At 46.7% G+C, this 19181-nt stretch carries 16 protein-coding genes; 10 read left to right on the top strand and 6 right to left on the bottom strand.

The genetic code is table 11. The features are described 5' to 3' along the window. Positions 1-130 precede the first annotated feature (130 nt). Both L0659_RS14365 and L0659_RS14360 read right to left on the bottom strand, forming a co-directional pair. Entirely contained in the window at positions 131-457 is a 327-nt protein-coding gene (locus tag L0659_RS14365) for a hypothetical protein (RefSeq protein ID WP_235126829.1), read from the bottom strand. Positions 458-514: 57 nt separating this feature from the next. Further along, the gene (locus L0659_RS14360; RefSeq protein WP_235126828.1) at positions 515-685 is read right to left on the bottom strand and encodes a hypothetical protein; all 171 of its coding nucleotides are present in this window, start codon (positions 683-685) and stop codon (positions 515-517) included. A gap of 240 nt (positions 686-925) precedes the next feature. On the opposite strand from L0659_RS14360, the gene L0659_RS14355 reads away from it, so the two are divergent. From L0659_RS14355 to L0659_RS14345, 3 genes are all read left to right on the top strand, one after another. Beyond that, entirely contained in the window at positions 926-4033 is a 3108-nt protein-coding gene (locus L0659_RS14355; RefSeq protein WP_235126827.1) for a TonB-dependent receptor, read from the top strand. 29 nt (positions 4034-4062) lie between these two features. Further along, entirely contained in the window at positions 4063-5655 is a 1593-nt protein-coding gene (locus L0659_RS14350; RefSeq protein ID WP_235126826.1) for a RagB/SusD family nutrient uptake outer membrane protein, read from the top strand. A 76-nt stretch (positions 5656-5731) separates the two neighbouring features. Continuing rightward, positions 5732-7111 (top strand): sulfatase, encoded by a 1380-nt coding sequence (locus L0659_RS14345; protein WP_235126873.1) that lies wholly within the window; start codon positions 5732-5734, stop codon positions 7109-7111. Positions 7112-7209: 98 nt separating this feature from the next. On the opposite strand, the gene L0659_RS14340 is transcribed toward L0659_RS14345, so the two are convergent. Further along, a complete protein-coding gene (locus tag L0659_RS14340; protein ID WP_235126824.1) occupies positions 7210-8694 on the bottom strand; it encodes an FG-GAP-like repeat-containing protein in 1485 nt (494 codons plus the stop codon). 179 nt (positions 8695-8873) lie between these two features. Here L0659_RS14340 and L0659_RS14335 point away from each other — a divergent pair, with 179 nt between their 5' ends. Together L0659_RS14335 and L0659_RS14330 are read left to right on the top strand one after the other, a co-directional pair. Further along, entirely contained in the window at positions 8874-10127 is a 1254-nt protein-coding gene (locus L0659_RS14335) for a sodium:proton antiporter (protein WP_235126822.1), read from the top strand. A gap of 103 nt (positions 10128-10230) precedes the next feature. After that, the gene (locus L0659_RS14330) at positions 10231-10824 is read left to right on the top strand and encodes a pentapeptide repeat-containing protein (RefSeq protein WP_235126820.1); all 594 of its coding nucleotides are present in this window, start codon (positions 10231-10233) and stop codon (positions 10822-10824) included. A gap of 78 nt (positions 10825-10902) precedes the next feature. On the opposite strand, the gene L0659_RS14325 is transcribed toward L0659_RS14330, so the two are convergent. Further along, positions 10903-12147, bottom strand: a complete 1245-nt coding sequence (locus L0659_RS14325; RefSeq protein ID WP_235126819.1) for a hypothetical protein — start codon at positions 12145-12147, stop codon at positions 10903-10905. A 232-nt stretch (positions 12148-12379) separates the two neighbouring features. Here L0659_RS14325 and L0659_RS14320 point away from each other — a divergent pair, with 232 nt between their 5' ends. The 3 genes from L0659_RS14320 (at position 12380) to msrA (ending at position 16152) form a co-directional block, all read left to right on the top strand. Next, positions 12380-14833 (top strand): PAS domain S-box protein, encoded by a 2454-nt coding sequence (locus L0659_RS14320; protein ID WP_235126818.1) that lies wholly within the window; start codon positions 12380-12382, stop codon positions 14831-14833. Positions 14834-14923: 90 nt separating this feature from the next. Next, the gene (locus L0659_RS14315) at positions 14924-15580 is read left to right on the top strand and encodes an SRPBCC domain-containing protein (protein ID WP_235126817.1); all 657 of its coding nucleotides are present in this window, start codon (positions 14924-14926) and stop codon (positions 15578-15580) included. Between the two features lie 80 nt (positions 15581-15660). Next, entirely contained in the window at positions 15661-16152 is a 492-nt protein-coding gene (gene msrA / locus L0659_RS14310; protein WP_235126816.1) for a peptide-methionine (S)-S-oxide reductase MsrA, read from the top strand. 75 nt (positions 16153-16227) lie between these two features. On the opposite strand, the gene L0659_RS14305 is transcribed toward msrA, so the two are convergent. Together L0659_RS14305 and L0659_RS14300 are read right to left on the bottom strand one after the other, a co-directional pair. Next, the gene (locus L0659_RS14305; RefSeq protein WP_235126815.1) at positions 16228-16701 is read right to left on the bottom strand and encodes a hypothetical protein; all 474 of its coding nucleotides are present in this window, start codon (positions 16699-16701) and stop codon (positions 16228-16230) included. A 69-nt stretch (positions 16702-16770) separates the two neighbouring features. Next, entirely contained in the window at positions 16771-18009 is a 1239-nt protein-coding gene (locus L0659_RS14300; protein ID WP_235126814.1) for a sorbosone dehydrogenase family protein, read from the bottom strand. A 187-nt stretch (positions 18010-18196) separates the two neighbouring features. Here L0659_RS14300 and L0659_RS14295 point away from each other — a divergent pair, with 187 nt between their 5' ends. Continuing rightward, positions 18197-18619 (top strand): SRPBCC family protein, encoded by a 423-nt coding sequence (locus tag L0659_RS14295; protein WP_235126813.1) that lies wholly within the window; start codon positions 18197-18199, stop codon positions 18617-18619. Positions 18620-18704: 85 nt separating this feature from the next. Beyond that, positions 18705-19166 carry a hypothetical protein gene (locus L0659_RS14290; RefSeq protein WP_235126812.1) on the top strand — a complete coding sequence of 154 codons (462 nt, stop codon included), beginning with the start codon at positions 18705-18707 and terminating at the stop codon, positions 19164-19166. The last annotated feature ends 15 nt before the right edge of the window (positions 19167-19181 follow it).

Raw genomic sequence — 19181 nt, 5'->3', positions numbered from 1 at the left:
GCTGCAATTTATGGGGTCTTGCCTCTGGCTCTTTTCGGTAACATCGAAAAGAGCCAGAGGCTCGACCCATTTTTTGGCTGTGGGTTTCAACCCACAGATTCAAAAGAGCTAAAACTCACAATTAAAATATCTAAACAGCAGCACCGACATCGGCCCGGGCCTTATAGGACCGAGCCATAAATTCCTGATCCTTAATCAATTTCAATCCGTTAAGCTCCGGAATAACGATCACACTGACGGCAGGGACCACTCCCCTTTCTATCCAATTGGAAAGCCGCGACGGTTTAATGTTGTATTTTTTGCAATAGTCAGACAATGTCATCCAGTCTCGAAGACGATATTCTTTGTCCATTATAACAAGTTTGCTGTTTGTGAAGTCCATCAACATGGATTCCACATGATCAAGCTTGCTATTCACTTCCGTAAAAACGGTTCCTTTCTGTTTTATCGTTTCCATTTCAGTTTTCAATTTTTGGGACGCAAACATTAAATTTCTATGAGGCACCCCTTGATTTTACATTTTCAAAACATTATTCAAGGTTTCCCGGAGATGTTTGATCCTTTCAATCGTCTGTTGATATTCTCCCGCAGTAACATCCTCGGGAGTATTAATTAGCAGATTTTCAGCTTCGTCAATGATCATTCTAAGCTCCTCAACTAATTTTTCTTTCCTGGTTTTGCTCATTCGTATAGTATGTGTTCAGTGATTTCCTAAATATACAAATTGTGAAACTGTTTCACAATTTGTAAGAAATATTCTAGCTCTATTTTAATTTAAAATGTGATTTTCTTACCAAAAAACCACTCACAGATTTAATTTGTCTATTAAACTAATAGATTATGTATTCTGTCCATTACATTTGTCCTCGAAAATTAAAATATTACAGCCACCAACTTCCTTATTCATCAAAATCCACTGTTTAAAATGTTAAAAAATTTATCAAAATCAATCCTGATTTTCCGGGGATGGGTTTTCTTTTCTGCATTCATTCTGACCGGCTTGCAAGCGCTGGCCCAAAATGTTACCGTGAAAGGGACCGTGACATCCGCCGCTGACAAAACCGGTTTGCCGGGGGTTAACATTGTTGTTAAAAACACCCTTACCGGCACGACTACGGACGCGGAAGGAAAGTATGAGCTCAGCGCTCCGACCGATGCGGTCCTTGTTTTCTCAGGCATCGGGTACGTTACCCAGGAGTCGGCGGTGAAAGGCCGGAGCGTCATTGATCTGCAACTGGCTGCGGACACGAAGCAACTGGACGAACTCGTGGTTGTAGGATATGGAACGCAGAAAAGAAACAGCCTGACCAACTCGGTTTCCACCATTAAAGGTGAAGACGTGGCGCGCAGGCCGGTTTCCAACATTCAGCAATCGTTCCAGGGCTTAATGCCCGGCGTTGCAGTGCAGGATCTGGGTGGATCGCCTGGGAAATCGAATGCGACCATTCGCGTGCGCGGGATCACGACATTCAATATAAACGGCAGCAGCACAAGCGGCTATGACTTAGGCAAGAATGACGCATTGGTGATTGTCGATGGCATTGAGCAACAACTAAGCGACATTAGTCCCGACGACATTGAATCTGTCTCCATATTGAAAGATGCAGCTTCAACAGCGATTTACGGTTCACGCGCGACGAATGGTGTTGTGTTGATCACCACAAAAAGAGCGAAAGGCAGCAAAGTGCAGGTGGATTACCATGGATACTATGCGCTGCAAAAATCGAACAATGTGCCTAAAATGATGGGATTGGAAGCTTATATGCGTGAGCAGGTGGCGGCTTATACCAATGCTGGCTCAGCCGTTCCGGCGCGTTTTACCGAAGAATCGATTCAGGCTTATGTGAACGCGACGGACCGCGAGAAATATCCTTTGCCCAACACCTGGTTTGAAACATTGTTACGCACTGCGCCTCAGCACAATCACGCGTTGTCCATTGCAGGTGGAACCGAAGCTTTGCGTACGCGGTTGAGCGTTCGCTACCAGGATCAGGAAGGGGTGATCAAAAATTTTGGTAACAAAATCGGTGAGTTCAGGCTGAATACGGATTATGATGTTTCCAAAAGGATCCGCGTGAGCGCTGACATTAACTACCGCACAACGAGCACCGAAAACCCAACGACGAACACGGATGCCTCAACTGGCCAGGTGACTGCACCCCTTAACAACTTCTTTCACGGCTCGCTTTGGGCTGTCCCCAAATATCCCGACGGCACTTATGGACTGAGCACGCAGGGAAATAACCCGCTGATGTTCATCGAGATAGGCGGACAATCCAAGCAAAAAACAGATTATCTGGCAGGTTATATCAAAGGTGAATTTGAGCTTGCGGAAGGACTCGTTTTCTCAACCCAGATCGCCGGTCGCGGGCTCTATACGCAGCAGAAAAACTACACGAATTCGTACGTAAACACCGACAAAAACACCAACATTACCAAGACCATCGCAAACAACAGCCTCTACGAAATCCGCAATACGCTTCGGGAATACACGATCAACAACTTGCTGACTTACGAAAAAGCTTTTGGCAGCCATAGCCTGAAAGCATTGGTGGGTTACTCGCAAATCGGCAACACGCAAACATTCCTTTCGGCTTACCGCGAGCGTTTTTACAATAATGGCATTGGGTCTATCGGTCAGGGCGCGAATGACGGGACTAAAACCAACACCGGAAGAGATGCGGAATATGGTTTGAGATCATTTTTTGGCCGGGTTAACTATGATTATGACGGCAAATATTTGCTGGAAGTGAATGGCCGCTACGACGGATCTTCCAAGTTTACGGGCGCGAAGCAATACAGTTTCTTCCCTTCATTCTCCGCAGGATGGCGGATCTCGAAGGAAAAATTCTGGCAGGGACTTGAAAACACGGTAAATGATTTGAAATTCAGGGGATCATGGGGAATTACCGGCAACCAGTCGGTGGATTTGTACAGCTATTATGCTGCGCTTACAGCCAATGGTTACAGCTTCGGTGGCCTGCCGGTGCAGGGTTATCGCCAGAATACTTTGGCGAATACGAACCTGGGATGGGAGTCGACCACGCAGCTTGACATTGGTTTGGACGCAGCATTTTTCCAAAGAAAACTGAATTTGACGGTTGATTATTACAATAAAGAAACCGATGACATTCTGCTTAACCTCGACATTCCGGCAGCCATTGGTTTGACTGCCCCGCCACAAAATGCAGGGTCGGTTCAAAACAAAGGCTGGGAATTTAGTCTGAATTATCGCGGAACGCCAACGACTGGTGGTTTCCGCTATAATGTCGGTGGAAATTTAAGCATTAATGAAAACCTGGTAACGGATTTGAAAGGAACCGGCCCCTACCTGACCGGCTCTGACATTGACCCGCGTTACATTATCAAAAAAGGCCTGCCGATCAACACACTTTGGGGTTACAAAACAGACGGCTTGTTTCAATCCGAACAGGAAATTGCTGAATACAAAGCCACTTATGCGGCTAACACCAAACCCGGTGACGTGAAATATGTGGACCTGAACGGCGACGGGAAGATCGATGCGAATGATATGACTGCCATTGGAAATTCATTCCCGAAATACACATTCGGCCTCAATGCGGATTTTTCATACAAGAATTTTGACCTCAACATTCTTTTCCAGGGCGCAGCAAAAGTGGATTCACGCCTGGCGGGTGCATTGGCTGAAATGGGAAATCAGGAAGGTTTTACGCATGAAATTTATACCAACAATTACTGGACACCCGAACGCACCGATGCCCGTTTCCCGCGTCCTGTTAAATTCGATCTGAGAAATGTGGCAACTTCGGACCGCCTGGTTTTGAATGGTTCCTACCTGCGCCTGAAAAACGTGCAGCTGGCTTACAATGTGCCATCGGTTGTATCTCAGAAAATCCGTTTGAGTAAAATCAGGGTGTACGTTTCGGCGACCAATGTTTTCACCATTTCCAAACTGAATGAATGGAACCTGGATCCGGAAGCTCCGTCCGGCCGCGCGGTTTACTTCCCGCAAACTGCCTTGTATACAGCGGGTTTAAACCTTCAATTCTGATCATTATTCGCAAAGCTGACCTGAAAATTATGAAAACAAATACATTAAAATATATCATTACCGGCTTAATCGCCTCATCCGGCCTGCTGGTTTCCTGCGACAATAACCTGCTCGAAACTTTCCCGAACGACAGGCTGTCAGTGGATGTTTTCTGGACCACTGAAACAGATGCAAAGCTGGCTGTCAATGCGTTGTATACGGATTTGGACAGCACCAACATTATCAGCTGGGACGCATTGACCGAGATCGCGCATACGAACCAGAATTTTGATGTGCAGGCTTACGTGGAGCTGGGCACTTACGACGGAACGAGCTCGAAAATTTACAATGAGTGGAAACGCGCTTACCGGGGCATCCGCGCAACGTCCTATTTCCTCGAAAATGTGGACAGAGTGCCATCCGGCAACACGGCTTTGATCAACCAGCTGAAAGGCGAAGCGAAGGTTTTGCGCGCTTACCAATACATTAAACTGGCTGGCTTATACGGCAATGTTCCGCTGGTAACAACCTCCATCACGATCGATGAATCGAGGGCGCTGGCAAACAAACCGGTGGCTGAAATCTGGGACTTTATTGACAAGGAACTCAACGAAGCGGCTGCATTACTACCAGCTACTTATCCTGCTTCGGACAATGGAAGAGTGACCAAAGGCGCGGCGCTGGGACTGGCTGCGCGAGCGAGCTTGTACGCAGGCCGTCACGAAAAAGCGGCTGCGGAAGCGGATGTGGTGATCAAATCAGGGACATATGAATTGTATAGTTCTTACGAAAAACTATTTACCTACGCCGCAGAGAACAATAAAGAGATTTTGTTTGACAGACAATTTATCAAAGACAATTACCCGATCAATGTGTTCCCGCTTCTGGCACCATACAGCCAGAAAAACAGCCAGAGCACGTATGTGCCTACCAAGGCGCTTGTGGATACGTACGAAACTACTGCCGGAAAGCTCATTACGGATGCCACCAGCGGTTACAATCCAGCAACGCCCTATGTGAACCGCGATCCCCGATTGAAGTTTTCAGTGTTCTTGGAAGGCGATATTCTGCCCAGCGGAATTGCTTTCAAACCCGCGCCCAACAGCGGAACGGCGGATGCGATCGGCAGCACCTACATTGCTTCAACAACCGGTTTCAACATTAAAAAATATGTTTTGGCCGATGATTTCGCGAATCCTGTGAACAGTGGAATCAACATTATCCTGCTGCGTTATGCGGAAGTTTTACTGACTTACGCCGAAGCAAAAATAGAATTGGGACAAATTGATGCGAGCGTTCTTACTGCCCTTAACCTCGTACGAAACGGCAGGGCAGACGTCAAACAGCCTGCTGTAAAAATCGCCGCACAAGCGGAAATGAGAAACATTGTGCGTCGGGAAAGGACTGTGGAACTGGCTTTTGAGGGACAGCATTTGTTTGATATCCGCCGCTGGAAAACAGCCGAAAAAGTAATGCCGGGTCCTGTTTATGGCATCACTTATAAAGATGCAAGCGGTGCTCTCAAAACGGTTGAAGTGGTTGCGGTGAACAAAACATTCGATGCAAGCCGTCATTATTTATGGCCAATTCCGCAAAAAGAGCGAGATTTAAATCCATCATTAACCCAAAACCCCGGCTGGTAATATGCAGTTTAATAAAAAAATAAAATTCATTGGCTTACCCTTTCTTGTTTTGAGTTTGGCTGCGTTCCTTGTGGCCATGGCTCCCAAGCCGGCAGCCAAAACGCCCAACATTGTACTATTCTTTATCGACGATCTGGGTTATGGCGATCTGACCGTGACCGGCGCATTGGGCTACGAAACACCGAACATTGACAAGCTGGCCGCCGAAGGGACGCGTTTTACCAATTTCATGGCTGCCCAGGCCGTTTGCAGTGCTTCCCGCGCGGCTTTGCTTACGGGTTGCTATCCCAATCGCGTCGGCGTTTACGGCGCATTCGGGCCGAAACAAGGACTCGGGCTGAATCCTCAGGAAGAAACCATTGCAGAATTGCTGAAAGCCAATGGTTATGCAACCGGAATTTTTGGCAAATGGCATCTGGGAAGCGATTCGATCTTTTTGCCTAAGCAACAGGGATTCGACGAATATTATGGCGTTCCCTACTCGCACGATATGTGGCCATTGCACCCATGGCAGAAGCAAGCGCAGTATCCGCCGCTGTTCTGGATCGATGGGAACAAGCAAGTGAAGGAGATCAAAGACCTGAACGATGCGAGTGCCCTCACGCCAACGATCACAGAAAAAGCTGTTTCTTTCATTAAGAGAAACAAAAAGAAGCCATTTTTCCTTTATGTGCCACATCCTATGCCGCATGTTCCGCTGGCTGCAAGTGCCAATTTTAAAGGAAAGAGCGAGCGCGGCATTTTCGGCGACGTGCTTAGCGAGCTGGACTGGTCGGTTGGACAAATTATGAATGAGCTGAAAGACCAGGGCCTGGATGACAACACCATCGTGATCTTTACGAGCGACAATGGTCCCTGGCTCAACTACGGCGACCATGCAGGTTCGGCAGGTGGGTTCCGCGAAGGAAAAGGAACATCCTATGAAGGCGGTCAGCGCGTGGCGGCCATGATCCGCTGGCCGGGCGTTGTGCCTGCGGGAAGGATTTCCAATAAGTTGCTGTCCAACATTGATATTCTGCCCACACTGGCCAGGTTAACCGGCGCGAAGCTGCCAAAGGAAAAGATCGACGGCATTGAATTCGTAGATCTGCTGAAAGGTGATGATTCCAAAAAGCCACGCGAAAATTTCCTTTACTACTATCGGAAAAACAACCTGGAAGCGGTTCGGAAAGATAACTGGAAACTGGTGTTTGCGCATCCCGGACGCACTTATGAAGGATCATTACCCGGCCAGAATGGCCAGCCAGGACCCGCACCCGAAGACCATGCCATCCCGCTCGCACTTTACAACCTGACCCGCGATCCGGGCGAACGTTACGATGTTTATTCACAATATCCCGAGATCGTAGCGGAGCTGGAAAAGATCGCCGAAGCCGCTCGCGAAGACCTTGGCGACGATTTGCAGAAACGCCCCGGCAAAAATGCAAGGCCGTTGGGCAAAGTTGAAAGTAAATGAGTTAAGCGTTTGATATTTAAAGCTTACCGGTTTGTTTAGGTTTGACATTTCAGACTTAGGCAAACCGGTAAGTTTTTTTAATGTTGAACATGATGGGATTACCGGATTGTATTTTCCAGAACGATGACCGAAGGCCCGTCCGAAATCCATTTTTTACCTAATCCCGTCTTATCCCCAAGCGGCAGGAAATGCACAAATGAGCCCAGGACCAGGTCAATGTCGCCATCCGCGTCCATATCGCCCGCGTCCATAACCATCCACCGTCCTTTCGGCGCTTCCGGAAATGAATAGTCTTGGAATTTCAGGTTCCCGTTATTTTTCAGGTAAATAAAACTCTCTTCCGGATAGCTCGCATAATCCGCGAAAAAGGAAATTGCCGCAATGTCCGGGTCGCCATCAAGATCATAATCCCGCACCATGGCCTTGTAAGCGCCATTCAATTGATAAAAATACGCCTGCTTAAAATTTAATTTCCCATCATTCAGGAAAATGTAAATGCCGTGGTAATTCTTTAATATCGGCGTTTTATCCGCATTGTCGCCGCAGACGTAAACAATGTCGTCAAATCCATCCTTATTGAAATCCGCGAGCTCCATATGCTGCGAGCCATTGAGCGGCATAAAGGATAGCAAACGCTTTTCCTCAAATTTGCCACCACCCTGATTGATATAGAGAAAAACACCTTCATCGGCCTGCGCCATAAGCGCGTAAATGTCCATTAACCCATCGTTATTCGCATCTTTGATAATGGCTGTAATCGCGCCGGCTTTCTCGCGGAGGATGCGTTTGTCATAACCCCCTCTCCCATTATTTTCAAACCACGCTAGTTGCCCGGATTCATTGCCAAATTCGCAGGCAACGACGTCTTCAAAGCCGTCTTTATTTAAATCATCATAAGCCATTGAAACAGGCCGCTGCAAATTGGAAATGGCAATGTTACCGGATTTAAAGCCTTTTTCCGAGTCGTTCTTAGTCAGTCGTTGCAGCGCACCATCGCGCGCCTCCGTGGGAAATATTCCATTTCCGATCATCGTCAGGTATAACTCCTCTCCTTTTTCGTAAAAGTCAATGGGCGTTGATTCCAGGCGCATGCTGTAATTTTCGCTCAGGTCGGGTTTCAGGAAAGTGAGCACATTGTTTTTGCCTTTCGCATCACTATATACGATGCCGCGGTTGGCGGGCAGGATTTTCACCAGGGAAGTCATGGCCGGCCGGTGCGAGAACGACGTTTCCCTGTATTTAAAATGTTTCAAGCCCATTCGGATCTTACCCGCGCGGATCGGCGGCGCGATGGAATCCGGTGCATTGGTGATAAAATATTGCTCGATCTTTTGCCAGTCAGCATGGGCCAGGATCGGACCCATGCGCTCGTGCATGTCCGGAAGCACCTTTTTCCAGTTTGATTTTCCCAATAATGCAGGCGGCACAAAAGCGTGACAACGGCTGCAATGCATCGCCGCCAACTCCGCACCCGACTGTTTCGAAGCGGGCGGCTCCTTCAATTCAACAGCGTTATTTGGCTTCCTAGCATTGCATGAGAACAGGAAAAACATCAGAAAAAAAAGCAGCAAATATTGTCTCATGATGGCCGGAAGCAAGGTCAGGTTTCGTGGTTGTAAACGTAATAAACAATGTCCAAAAAGTGGTTATGCCCGCCTTCAAAGTGAATATTAGAAAAGCATTAGAGTTTGCCTTAAACCAGTTTTCGAATTGAATTTGCGGTCAATTGTTTGTTATTTTAGATTAATCTAAAAATTATTGCATGGAGTTATACTATTCATTTTCGGCCTTAATTGTCCTTTCGGCTATATTTTCGTACATAAATTCACGATTTCTCAAACTACCGCCATCCATCGGCGTAATGGTTATTGCCCTGCTCGTTTCGCTCGGTCTGATCGCTACGGACACGATTTTCCCAAGGACATTTTTGCGCATTACCACCCTGATCGGCAGCGTGGACCTGACGGAAATCCTGATGGGCGCAATGCTTAATTTCCTGCTTTTCGCCGGTGCAATCCACATTCACTTGGAGGATCTGCGTGAACAGCGGCTTCCTATTATCATTTTCTCGACGGTGAGCGTGCTCATGTCCACTTTCATTATTGGCTTTCTGACATATTACCTGCTGCCCTTCACCGGCATCCAAATTCCCCTCATCCAATGTCTTGTTTTCGGCGCCTTGATCTCCCCTACCGACCCCATTGCGGTCCTGGGAATATTGAAACAGGCCGGCGTTCCCAAATCGATCGAAACCAAAGTTGCCGGCGAATCGCTTTTCAATGATGGAATGGCCGTGGTGATCTTTATACTAATGCTAGCGCTGGCGAGAGGTGAAGAAGTCAACACCACGTTCAGTGGAATTACCATGCTTTTTATAAAGGAAGCATTGGGCGGAATTGCACTGGGTCTGGCGCTCGGTTTTGTGGGTTCCAAAATGATTTACAAAGTTGACGGCTATAATGTACATGTGCTCATAACGCTTGCCATTGTAATGGGTGGGCATTTGGCTGCGCAGGCACTGCATATGTCCGGCCCGCTTGCGATGGTTGCAGCCGGACTTGTTGTAGGGAATTATGGTAAAAACCCTGGCGCAGTTTCCGATATGGAACGCGATTACATTGATAAATTCTGGGAATTGATCGATGAAATCCTGAATGCCATTTTGTTCCTGATTATCGGATTTGAATTATTGCTTATTCCTGACCTGAAACAATATGTCTGGGCCGGAATGATTGCAATTGTAGTCGTATTGTTATCGCGTTTTATTTCCATTTATGTTCCTGTTAAATTGATTCCGTTCAGGAAAAAGTTTGGCAAGAAATCGATTGCTATCCTGGTTTGGGGTGGCTTGCGGGGAGGTGTTTCCATTGCCCTGGCACTTTCGATCGACAAGGATTTGAATAAAGATATTTTCCTGGCCATCACATACTTTGTTGTGCTGTTCTCCATTATCGTTCAGGGACTTACAGTTGGAAAATTAACCCGAAGATTCCCGGAAGAGGAGGAATTTGCCTGATTAATCCAGACCATTTCATCATTAAAACTAAAATAAAATTAGGGGAAACCCACAGTTAAGTGTCTTGATTTCAAAAGCCATGTCATATTTCAATTCCTTCGATATGAACCTATCTATTGACCCATCCATCCACCAGAATGCCCACTTTGAAAATGTATTTATTGCCGAAGAAGATTTAGAAGAACGCGTCTGGATTAATTGCGAATTTTTGCGCTGTAATTTCCACGGCAGCGACCTGAGCGGCAACAATTTTATTGAATGTAATTTTACCGATTGTGATTTTTCACAAACAACCATAAAAGGCACAGGTTTCCGGGAAGTTGTGTTTTCAAATTGTAAAATAAATGATGTAAACTTCTCCGTTTGCAATCCGTTTATTTTCTCTTTTTCTTTTGACCAATGTGTATTGGATCGTGCGAATTTCGTTGAAACCAATTTAAATAAAACGATTTTCAAAAATTGCTCTTTGATCGGCACCAATTTCGAACAAGCAGATCTGACGGAAGCGACTTTTGAAAATTGCGATCTGCATGGAGCTGTATTTTTTGACTCGATTCTGGAAAAAACCGATTTCCGTACTGCTCATAACTTCAATATTGATCCGGCATCAAACAGATTAAAACAATCCAAATTCTCCGGCTCTAACCTGACAGGATTATTGCAGAGATATAAACTGGATATTGAGTTCGACCAGTAAATTCTCCTTTCTAACAAGTGTTTTTAGTCATAAGAAAAGCCAGGGATGAAGAACCACCTTTTTCATCCCTGGCTTTTCTTATTTAAACCCAAAAATCAATGGGAAAACAAATGTTACAATAATGGTCCAAACGAAATAGACAGGCAAATAGTAGCCGATTGTTTGTCCCACTTCCGTAATGTCCGTTTTTTGGGTCAGCACTTTGTAGATTTGAGCTGTAACAAGCACCAAATTGATCAGGATCAGCACATTACTTCCCAGCACCGCAGCCCTGTTAGGCGTGATCCCCCACTCCGATATGCGGAACAAAATGGCGGATAGCGCGATGCCATTGACTATGATCGTAACAACAGAAAGCAAAAGAAGCACCCAAACCTCCGCCTGACTTTTCGATATCCGGGTGGTTTCGGCGACTGAGAAGAAAATAATCGCCATAACGCCGATTAGCAATGCGTTGAAGATCAGCAGAAACTCCCTGTCATTATAAGGATCTTTTCCTGAATACACCATCGCAATCAGGTAAACAACCAGCATCACCAGCACGAGCGGACTGAAAATTTTGGCGATGACCGGGGAGACTTTGCCAACCAGTTGGGGATTGGTCTGTGTAAGATAAGTGCCAACAATGGGCGCCGCAGCCAGCCCGAAAACACCAATGTACTGGAAATAAAATTCCTCAATGCGAAACCCGATCAGCGCGAACAGGTTAATGGTAATCGCCGTCAGGATGCCGCCGGAGATAAAAATCAGGCCGGTCATGACGACCACATCGCCGTTATATTTTAAAAATCCAAGTCGCATCTCTCCAACATTGCTCCGGTCACCGACAAACGCAAAGCTTAACACAGACCAGAGAAAAAGCACCAGGTGAATGCATGAGAGGGTCAGTGTATCGCTGGTTTTGCTATCGGGCAAAAGATTGATATAGACCAATCCCGAGAACATCGCCCCTGCCAGCATGGCAACGCTGCCTAAACCCATCTTATTTTTCCTGGCGAAATAGATCATCAGCGCGGGAAAAACCACAAATCCAATGTTTCTGGAATAAAAGAAATCTTCATTTACAGCAAATAGGGCGGGTATTTTAGCGATAAGCCCGGCAAACAACGATGCAATAACGACAAACAACAAATCCTTGCTGCTGCCCCAGGAAATTTCTTCATTTGAAAAATTCAGCCGCTCGTGCCAGAAACGCGCGAGGACATTATCCTGCAATTCGGGATACAAGGTTTTGAACGTGCGCCTGAATGCTGGCTTGTCAGCGCGGTATAAGCTTTCGAGCTGGCCGGGGTTGTCGAGATTCAACAGAATTTGATCTTTCATGAGCGATGGATAATTTACTGTAAACTAAAAGTACTTTGCGTTACAAAGTAAATCAAATAAAAATATATTTTTCAAAACATCAGCGGATTTTTTTGTTGTGTAGGTGTATAGTGCCTCTCCGGTGCACAATCTTGGCATAGTGTTTTTGTAACCACAATTCAATAACCCTTTTCTGCCGGACGATAGGTCTGGGGAACCGGGCACTCACTATCTTGCTTTTAAATCCCAAATCATGGCAGGCCAGGCTAATTCATTTGATACCGATAATACATTAGAAATACAACGTCTAAATCTCGCCCTGGAGTCCGCTGGCATAGGCACGTGGGAACTTGACTTTCAGACTAATAAGATCAGGATTTGCCACAGGACAAAAAATCTTTTCAGGCTCCACAGCAGCGATATCATTGACCTCCAACTGCTTCTGGATCAGATCCATCCGGATGACATAGCCGCATTACACAACGAGATTTCCAACGCACTGCACCAGCCTGCGCCGCATTCATTTTCGATAAAACTGCGCACTGTTGTCAACGGCTTACAGAGCCCCCGCTGGGTGCTATGCAAGGCGCAATCGCATGCAGCTGCAAATAATATTACCAGGCTTCTGGGGAGTTTTATTGACATTACCGATGATGTGGACGACGCGACTGCTAAAACCCAGGCGCAGAAAGCATTGGATGAAAAAGAGGCGACCTTGCGCACCGTGATCGAATCGGCGCCGGCGGCGATTGGTTTGTTCGTGGGGCGGGACCTGATCGTGGAAATGCCTAACCAGGCTTTCATCGATATTGTAGGAAAGGGACCTGACATCGTGGGGCTGCCCCTGCGTGAAGTAATGCCGGAACTTGAAAACCAGGCTTTCCTTCAAATCCTGGATGATGTTTATACGACCGGCGTTACATTTCAAACCTTTGGGACGCAGGTAAATATCGTTCAGCAGGGTGTGATGACATATAATAAGTATGACATTACTTACTCGCCTGTTTACGACCGCGATGGCAATGTATATGCGATTCTGGACATTGCCATAGACGTCACGAACCGCGTCAACCTGGAAGAACGCATCCGGCAAAGCCAGATGCAGCTGCTCGAACTGTTTGAGCAATCGCCGGTCGGGATTGCGATTATAGACAAGGATAATCTGACTTTTACGATGGCAAACCCGTTCTATGGAAAACTCGTAGGCAGAGATCCTCAGGACATTATCGGCAAACCGCTCATGGAAGCCATTCCTGAAATTGAAGGACAGGGTTTTGATGCCCTTCTGCAAGGCGTTATTGATACGGGTGTGCCGTTTGTATCCAAAGAGCAGTCGGTGGATATTGCGCTCGACGGGGTTATTCAGACCATTTATGTGGACCTGGCTTACCAGCCTCAGCGTGACAACGCGGGTAACATTACCGGTGTGTTCGTTGTGGCCACAGACCTCACGAAGCAGGTGATCAGCCGGAAAAAAATTGAGGAAACGGAAACCTTCCTGCGCGGCGCCATCGAACTTGCCGAGCTGGGCACCTACTCCATTGATCTTGCAACGGGCATTTTTGATTGTTCCGACCGTTTGAAACAATGGTTTGGTGTAGGCACAGAGGCCGAGATCACTTTTGACAAAATGTATGCGGGTATTTCCAAAGAGGACCTGCCGGCAGTTGTTGAAGCAGTTAACCATGCATTTGCGCCGGGTTCAGATGGACATTTCGATATGGAATATGCCATGGTTGCTGAAAGAACGGGCGTGGGCAGGGTCCTTCACGCACAAGGCAGGGTGCTTTATGATGAAACCGGTAAGCCGGTAACCATGATCGGCACCGCACAGGATGTGACGATACAGCGGGAGATCAAGCTCACGCTCGAATCCCAGGTGCAGCAGCGGACGGAACAGCTGGAAGTGATGAACGAAGAGCTTGCCGCTCTGAATGAGGAATACAGGGCAACCAATGACGAACTTTCGGATTCCAATCATATGCTTCAACAGTCCAATGTGAATTTGCAGCAATTCGCTTATGTGGCTTCGCATGATTTGCAGGAACCGCTGCGTAAGATCCAGTCCTTTTCCGATTTGCTGGCAAAACGTTACTCTGAAAGCCTGGGCGATGGCCTAACCTACTTGCAGCGTATGCAAAGTTCGGCCAAACGGATGTCTGACCTGATCGAAGACCTGCTTTCGTTCTCACGCATCACTGCCCACAATGAGGTCATTGAAAAAGTATCTCTTAATAAGGTTATATATGAGGTTTTGAATGATCTGGAACTGGTTATCACAGAAACATCCGCTCAGATCAGCGTGCAGGACCTTCCGATTATCGAAGGCGATAAAATGCAGCTGAACCAGCTGTTCCTTAACCTCATCAGCAATGCACTGAAATTCAGAAAACCGAATGTGATACCGGTGATACAGATTACCGGAAAGACCATTACCAACGCCAATTTGCCCGCTTCTGCGAAAGTGATACGCACTTCACATTTATACCACCAAATAGATGTTTCTGATAACGGGATCGGTTTTGAGCAGCAATATGCGGACAGGATATTTCAACTTTTCCAGCGCCTTCACGGCAGGAGCCAGTACTCAGGCACTGGGATCGGGCTGGCAATTTGTGAACGCGTGGCGGCCAATCATGGCGGCGGCATTACGGTTACCAGCGACGAAGGTGCGGGCGCAACATTCAGTATTTTCCTGCCAGCCTGACCCATGTGCTCCTAACCGGGCACAGTTATTATAAAGTACGACTACTTGCCGCGCTTATGCCGGTTACAACAAACTAAAAAATGAAAGATTATGGATTCGGAGCAAAAAACACATGTAATTGAAATTGAGCGACAATTTAATGTAAATGTAGAGGAGCTTTTCAAAGCGTGGACTGAGGCTGAACATTTAAAACAATGGTGGCATCCCATGGGCGCTTCACTTGTTGATGTCAAAAATGAATTGAAAGAAGGCGGCGCAGTGGAATACCATGTCGGCGATTCGGGCTTGGAAATTACGGGCACCTACAGTGAAGTGGTTCCGAATGAAAAGCTGGTGTATTCATGGGTCTGGAATATGAGTGATGAAGGATCTGAAAGCGGTTATACATTGAATGTTACCTTCTCCGCCGAGGGAGATGGCAGTAAGTTAAAAGTTGTGCAGGAAGGATTTTCCGGACCGGAATTTTTGAAACCGCATGAAGATGGCTGGGAAAAAGGGCTGGACGATTTGGAATCCTACCTCACCTCAGGCACAGGAAATACACCATCCGGCACGCAGAATCCAGGCACTGAAAACCCGCAAAGCGAAAGTTCTGAAAGCGGAAGTCCGGAACACGAGCGTTCACAAAACAGCATTTCCGGTCAGGACCCGACCGAACAGGATAATGTTAAAAGTGCAGAAAACATGACCGACCGTTCCGGCGGCTATAATGAAGATCCGGATCAGGTAAAAGTAGGCGGAGGATGATCTAATCTTGTCGAAAAACTGTTCTGTATTGAAAAGCGCAGAATTGTTACTGTGCATTTGCTACATTAAAATCAGAATATATGAGTACTGAAAAAGCCATTTTGGCAGGTGGTTGCTTCTGGGGAGTAGAAGAACTTATCAGACAACAGCCAGGCGTTATTTCAACGGTTGTAGGATACACGGGCGGCGATGTCCCCAATGCTACTTACCGGAATCATGGAACGCATGCGGAAGGGATTGAGATTGTATTTGATCCCGCAAAGCTAACTTACCGTGCGCTTCTGGAATATTTTTTCCTGATCCACGATCCGACGACGAGAAACCGTCAGGGAAATGATATCGGGACTTCCTATCGTTCAGCTATTTTTTACCTGGACGATACTCAGCGCGAAGTTGCAGAAACATTGATCGCCGAAATGGAAGCATCCGGCGTATGGCCAGGAAAAATAGTCACAGAAGTGGTTCCTGCGGGTGATTTCTGGAACGCAGAAGAGGAACATCAGGATTACCTGCAAAAGCATCCCGGCGGATATACCTGCCACTTTGAAAGACCGAGTTGGAAATTGAATTAAAAACGATTGGGTATATAAAGAGAATGGCCTTGAATCAGTGAATTCAAGGCCATTCTTTTTAGTATGATGTTTATTTCAAATCGGCAGAATGCTGCCCTTTGAATCTTCCAGATCTCCTACTTTCTGTATCACAAACGCCGCTACCAGGCCTCCCAGCAAATACCAGGCAACCGTCATCACTTTTGTTTCAGTGGTTTTGGTGACAGGTTTGTCGCTTAATCCTAATTTTTGAGTAAGTCCGACAGCACCCAACCCGGCAAAAAGGCCATAACCTGCTCCACGCAGCATTAAATGTTCTTTGGAGCCCTTTCCTATCATGGCATAATACATGGCGTTGCTAGCCAGGTCTGCTGCTAATGTAGTGCCAAACAGCGCGTTTCCCGTCGGGGCCGAGGCTCCTACTGCATGAAGCGATTTGGTTAATGCTTCTTCACCGACTTTATCGATCCTGGGAGCTTTCGAGGAAACCCTTTTGGCAACCTCGTGAATGATATTGAGGACTACGGCACCCGCCAGTCCACCGGCAAGACTTCTGATTTCAGGTTTCATGTTCATTATCGTTGTTGATCAATCAATAGATTATTAAAAATTGTTCCAAAGGTTCGGACCAGCCCTTTTTTATTGGTACGAAACTCTGTAAATAACACCGTTCGTATCATCGGAAAACAACAGTGAACCGTCTTTGTGAACCGTAACACCCACCAAACGACCAAAATGCGCTTTGTTGTTGTTCACAATAAACCCTGTCACGAAATCATCGAACCTCACAGGCTTGCCATCCTCAAAGTGCATCCTGACGATCTTGTATCCTACGGGCTCGCTCCTGTTCCATGAACCACGCATGGCAACAAAAGCATCATTTTTGTACTCACCCGGAAACATTGAGCCGGAATAAAATGCCATTGCCATAGGCGCAGAATGTGCCTGGTAAGTCAACGCGGGGAGTGTCGTTTTTTGCAGATATTGCTGGTAAGTAGTATCTCCCTTTGGGCGGTCGCCCGGATTGTACTTGCCCTCTCCGTAGATGTATGGCCAGCCATAATCAGCGCCCTGTGTAATTTGGTTCACCTCTTCTTTTTGCTCATTATCCCCAAGCCAGTCAATGCCGTGATCCATTCCCCAAAGCACATTGGTTTCGGGATGCCAGCCATAACCGATCGTATTACGAAGGCCTTTTGCAAATATTTTGCGATTAGACCCATCTTCTTCCGCCCGGAGCATCGTTCCATTTTCGGGGTTCGGTTCCGGGCAGGAGTTACACGTGCTGCCTACTGAAATATACATTTTGTTATCCGGGCCAAAACCGATCGTGCGATTCGGGTGCTGGCCACCATCTGGCAGATCGTCGATCAGGATTTTTGGAATTCCCAGCGTCCCGTCACCATTCACATCCGCCACATACAATTCATTCACTGCTATAATGTACATTTTGCCGTTATGCAGTGAAAGTCCGTGTGCCTGTTTAATGGTAGCAACCGTTTTTACCCCATCCGAGACCCCATCGTTGTTGGCATCTGTGAGCAGCATCACAATCCCCGCCTCACGGTCGGATGCGTAAATGTGTCCGGCACCATCCGACACCAATATTCTCGGCTTGCCAACTCCTTCTGCAAATTTGTTGATCTTGAAACCTGCCGGAACACGGAGCTGGGCAATGTTTGCATCGGTCGCACCTTGTACAGCGGGATAAAAAACGTAACCTTCTATTTGTGTGGAAGTAGGTTCTTCGTCGGTTTCGGGGATGACCGAATCCCACAAGCTATCGCCGTCTTTGCAGCTGATAACCAGCGACGCGAGCAACATTGTAAGGACGGTCCCGAGTTTGAATGCTTTTGGAAATGAATAATTTTTCCTCATGATTTTAAAGTTTTGAGTTGATGAACGGCTTTCTGCGATGGGGTAAACAATTATCGTACCCGACGAACCCACACCAGCAATTAGTTGACGCAACCCACCCGCATTTTTGTCATAATCGGCACCTGCCTGTTTCAAGGATTTGTTTCAACTTTGTAACATACTAATTCACCAGAAAACCAAGACGATTATGGAAACCTCAGCTCAGAAGATCACCGTTGAAACAACCGTTCATGCGCCTGTCGCGACAGTTTGGGAACAGTTCAATGCGCCGGAACACATTACGCAATGGTGCTTCGCGTCGGACGACTGGCATGCGCCGTCTGCTGATAACGATATCCGGACAGGCGGCAAGTTCAGGACAACCATGGCTGCCAAAGACGGCAGTTTCAGCTTCGATTTCGGGGGGATTTATTCCAATGTAATTCCGGAAAGTGTGATCGAGTATGCTATGGAAGATGGCAGACAGGTGCAGGTAACATTCACGGATCATGGCGACAGCACCACAGTAACCGAGATTTTCGACGCTGAACAAACCAATCCGGCCGAAATGCAGAAGGACGGCTGGCAGGCGATTCTCAACAATTTCAAGAAACACGTGGAAGGAAATTGATTTTGTTTTGCCAGGCCAATAATGTATTCAGGATCAAAGATTTTTGGAACAATTATTGTAAGTCTCTGCAAAACATTCATTCATTATGGAAAACGTGAAAGCGATTGTTAAGCAGGTAATAAAAATCTGGCGTCTTTACAAAACGCAGCAGAAAATGTTGACCGTGACCATGGGGCAGGAAATTCCGTTTTCGCTAAGAAAGTTGCTGAGCCAGGATTATATGGTGTGTTCCCTGTTCAAAAAGGAAATGGCCAACTTTTATGATGCGCTCAAATGCCACATGCGGGATGCCTGTATTCTGGATTCAGACAGTAAAACGATTAACATTGAAAACCCACAAGGACATTTTGATCTGGCGCTTGCCGAAATCATTGGTGTGCATCATAAAATCATAGCTGAATACGATGTACTGCTGGCCCTGGCAGAAAATTCAGACCTTAATACATCAACATTAAAGCAGCACCGGAAGCAAATGGCATTGATGATCGATGAAATAGAAGCTCAGTCAAACGGAGCACCGGCAGGAGAAGAGACCATGTTGCTGTAAAGCAGGATGGTCTTT

The sequence above is a fragment of the Dyadobacter sp. CY347 genome, from assembly GCF_021502655.1.
In the GTDB taxonomy this organism is placed as follows: domain Bacteria; phylum Bacteroidota; class Bacteroidia; order Cytophagales; family Spirosomataceae; genus Dyadobacter.
The sequence above is the reverse complement of the archived record's forward strand: the minus strand, read 5'-3'. Positions and strand labels throughout refer to the sequence as shown.